Annotated in this window: 4 protein-coding genes; all 4 read right to left on the reverse strand. The window is 45.7% G+C overall.

What is annotated here, in order from left to right:
• On the reverse strand, positions 1–512 hold a 512-nt coding region (locus tag VL121_RS21320), incomplete at its 3' end, for a DUF7948 domain-containing protein (RefSeq protein ID WP_475367166.1).
• 60 nt (positions 513–572) lie between these two features.
• Positions 573–2,729: an ATP-dependent DNA helicase RecG gene (recG, locus tag VL121_RS21325; RefSeq protein WP_325408641.1), complete on the reverse strand. Its 2,157-nt coding sequence runs from the start codon at positions 2,727–2,729 to the stop codon at positions 573–575.
• A 246-nt stretch (positions 2,730–2,975) separates the two neighbouring features.
• Complete coding sequence (locus VL121_RS21330) at positions 2,976–3,275, reverse strand: flagellar hook assembly protein FlgD (protein ID WP_325408642.1); 300 nt, start codon at positions 3,273–3,275, stop codon at positions 2,976–2,978.
• Between the two features lie 137 nt (positions 3,276–3,412).
• On the reverse strand, positions 3,413–3,934 hold a 522-nt coding region (locus VL121_RS21335; RefSeq protein ID WP_325408643.1), incomplete at its 5' end, for a hypothetical protein.

The raw sequence follows: 3,934 nt of genomic DNA on the forward strand, positions 1-3,934 counted from the left end.
TACCGCACATCAATATTGGGATAGATGTTTTTGTAAGTAACCGCCTGGAATATTTTGCAATTGGCCGCCCATTGAGCAGGATCATTGCCGGTAAGATAATTTTCATAGGAGCTAACCGGCTTTTCACCCATCACTGCTGCATTGGTATCAGCTCCCGCAAAGCGCATCGTATACGCATGGGAGCGCAAAATGATATCCCCGCCGGAACCGGGTTGATTTCCCTGGCCGGGGCGGGGGTGGGCGGTTCTTTTGCTGGTGCTGTGGTCTGTTTGTCCTTCAGCCGCATGTCCATGAATTTGTTCAGCAAGCTGTTGCATATCATTTTCGTTATGCAGTAACACGGTAAACCCGTTTCGCTGAAGAAAAAAGCCTCCATTATTGATTTCCCCCCTGAATAAAACGCTGTTATTCCACTGCCCCCTGTTTTCCGTAAACTCTACGGCCTGCTGGGCCGAAGCCGCCAGCACACTACATAATAACCAGGCAAGAAATATGTGGGATTTAGATGTCAATGGTAGTTTCTTATTAAATGTGTACAGATTTATAACGCGAATTTACCCTTAATTACAGATTTACGATATCTTACTCCATAGGGTTTGTCCTTTTTGCTGCTGAAGATAGTTTTTTAACTTCAGGTTAACTGCTAAACCCAGTTCGGGATCTTCATTTAATAAGTTTTCAGCATATTGTTTGGCTAAATCTAACAAATGTTTATCCTGCACAATACTTGCTAATTTAAAATTGAGCATTCCGCTTTGGCGGGTACCCTCAATATCGCCGGGCCCGCGTATTTCAAGATCTTTTTCGGCTATGGCAAAACCATCATTGGTGGCACACATCATTTTCAGCCGTTCCCGTGCATCGGCACTTAACTTATTGCCGGTAAGTAAAATGCAATAACTTTTCTCTCCGCCTCTGCCTACTCTTCCACGCAACTGGTGCAGTTGCGATAACCCGAATTTTTCGGCGCTTTCAATAACCATAACGGTTGCATTAGGAACGTTTACCCCCACTTCAATAACGGTGGTAGATACCATGATCTGAGTATCCTTTTGTATAAAACGTTGCATGTTGGCATCTTTCTGGTCTGCATTCATTTTCCCGTGTACCATGCTTATCCAGTATTTCGGTTCAGGGAAATAAGCTTTCACATTTTCATAACCTTTCATCAGGTTTTCATAATTCATTTTTTCACTTTCTTCTATCAGCGGAAAAATGATATACGCCTGCCTGCCTTTTTGTATTTCGGCTTTTATAAAATCCATTACCTGCGATCTTGCGGTTTCATAGCGGTGAACGGTAGTAATGGGTATTCTTCCCGGGGGGAGTTCATCCATGATGCTGTAATCCAGATCGCCATAGGCCGTCATAGCCAGGGTTCTTGGGATAGGCGTTGCCGTCATTACCAGCACATGCGGCGGAACTTCGCCTTTCTCCCACAGCTTTGCTCTTTGCGCCACGCCAAAACGATGCTGTTCGTCTACCACCGCAAACCCCAGTTTATTAAACTGTACCTGGTCTTCAATGAGGGCATGCGTACCTGTTAGTATATGAAGGCTCCCGTTGGCAGCTTTGGCTAACAGTTCTTTTCGCATGGCTTTTTTTGTAGAGCCGGTAAGCAAGCCCGTTTCTACAGGCATGCCTTTTAAAAGCGCTGTGAGGCTGTCGTAATGCTGCTGTGCCAGTATCCCGGTAGGCGCCATCATACAACTCTGGTAGCCATTATCGGCGGCCAGCAGCATACAAAGCAGGGCCACAATGGTTTTACCGCTGCCTACATCACCCTGAAGCAGGCGGTTCATCTGAAATCCTTTTGCCGTATCCTGCCTGATCTCTTTCAATACTCTTTTTTGGGCACCGGTTAATTCAAAGGGGAGATGATTTTTATAAAAGGTATGAAATAATTCGCCTACCCGGCTGAATACAATGCCTTTAGAATAGCGGTGGCGGCCGAAGCGGATCAGTCCGAGCCGGACCTGGGCCAGGAAAAATTCTTCAAATTTTAGCCGTGTCAGGGCCTTCTCATGCATTTCGGTATTAGCCGGAAAATGAATATGCATATAGGCATCGTACCGGGGCAAAAGCTGCAACTGCTTTATAATAGTATCCGGAATATTTTCCGGTATATCCTTTTCATGCAGCAGTTCAATAAGCGTTTGCACCAGCTTGCCTATTTGCCTGCCGTTGAGCCCCCGTACTTTTAATTTTTCCGTGGCGGGATAAACGGGTTCGAAATAATTTTTACCGTCTTTTTTTTCGGGTGTAAACAGCTCTGTTTCGGGATGGGTGATCTGGGGACTGCCCATGAAGTAAGACAGCTTTCCGAAAACCAGGTAGGATTGGCCCACCTGTATATTTTTTTGTATCCAGTTTATACCCTGGAACCAGGTAAGTTCCAGCGATCCCGTATCATCTCTTAATTCGGCTACCAGGCGCTTTCCTCTTTTTTCACCCATCATTTCACAGGAAACAATTTTACCGGCCACCTGGATAAAATCCGCAGCCGGTGTAATATCGCCGATCTTTTTTATTTCCGTTTTATCAATATGCCGGTAAGGAAAATGTTCCAGCAGGTCGTTGAAAGTAAAAATGTTCAGCTCTTTTTTAAGCAGGTCTCCCCTCAATGGCCCCACGCCTTTGAGATATTCAATGGGATTAGATAATATGGAACTGAGTTGGCTGATACGAGCGGGCTTTAGTGGCAAATGTAAGGAAAGCAGAAATTGCACAAAGGATTGTGTGGTGTTATGAAAGCGTTTTTTCACATATCGTCCCGCCGGGGGGCACCGGGTGGAAAAGAAGCGCTGAGTGAAGGCCGGAGAAACCGGATAAGTGCTTTGTTTGTGTAAGTATTTAAAACTTACATCGCCGGGGTCTTATGTTCCTACACATGTGGCCGTTCATGCCGCCCCCCGCGCGGACCATGAAAGGCGCCGCTGCAAGCTAATCTCAACACCGGTTGCAATACTATTCATTCATAAAATGGTAACAGGAAATTCCCGGTATCCTGACCCTGTTGTCCAGCGTATCTTATAATCTCCCGTATAGTTTACTTTGCCCGATGGGTCTTTCCCGTCCCAGTGTATCATAAATGTTTCATCTCCCAACTGACCTGTATATAAATTAGTTATTTTTTTGCCTGTCACTGAATACAGGTCTACCTGCAATGCGCCGGGTGTCCATGATTTGCATATGATGACTGATTTTTCTTTTTTTGTGATGATATGTGGAAGCACAGTGGCAAGGTAGAGTTCCCTGCTTTCTGTAAAGTGCATGTTGGGTATTGTAACCTTTCCTTTAGTGTATTTCCTTTTAAAGCCGGGTGGATTTTTAAGCACGGTGTTTTCATAACGTAAACGCTCAACCGGGCGGTTGCACGTAGGATTTCGTTCATGATGTAACGCTGAGTTGGCTAAACACCTTGCAAGGCCATAAGGTCCTGGAGGTTGATAGAACCGTTGGTCAAACGCTGGCCGGCCACAACTTTATCGCCGTCCTTAACAAATAGCTGCTTATAGCCAGGGATTTCGTACTTAACGACAGACTTGCTGGTTGGAACGATGATAATCGTCTTGCCCTTGATTTCTACCTTGCCAGCCATTGGGGAAACAATTGGATTGTCACCACCATCTTCGGCTGCCAGTACATCACCAATAGCTACTTCTGTGCCACCAGCAACATGTGCCTTACGTGGACCGAGCTTGAATTCTACCTGGTCACTATCGCTTGCGTTGATTTGAATCACGTAGTGATCACCCTCTTCCCAAACATTGGCAGTACCCGCAATATCAGTAAGATATGCAAGACCCTTCGGCTGACGAGCTTCGAACAACTCTTCGATACGGTTCAGACCCTGTGCAGTATCATCTGATAGTGCACCACCTGAACGGTGTTTAGAGTCGAGAGATAGCTGTGTACCAGGCTCACCAATAGA

The organism is Agriterribacter sp. (genome assembly GCF_035497235.1).
Lineage (GTDB): Bacteria > Bacteroidota > Bacteroidia > Chitinophagales > Chitinophagaceae > Agriterribacter.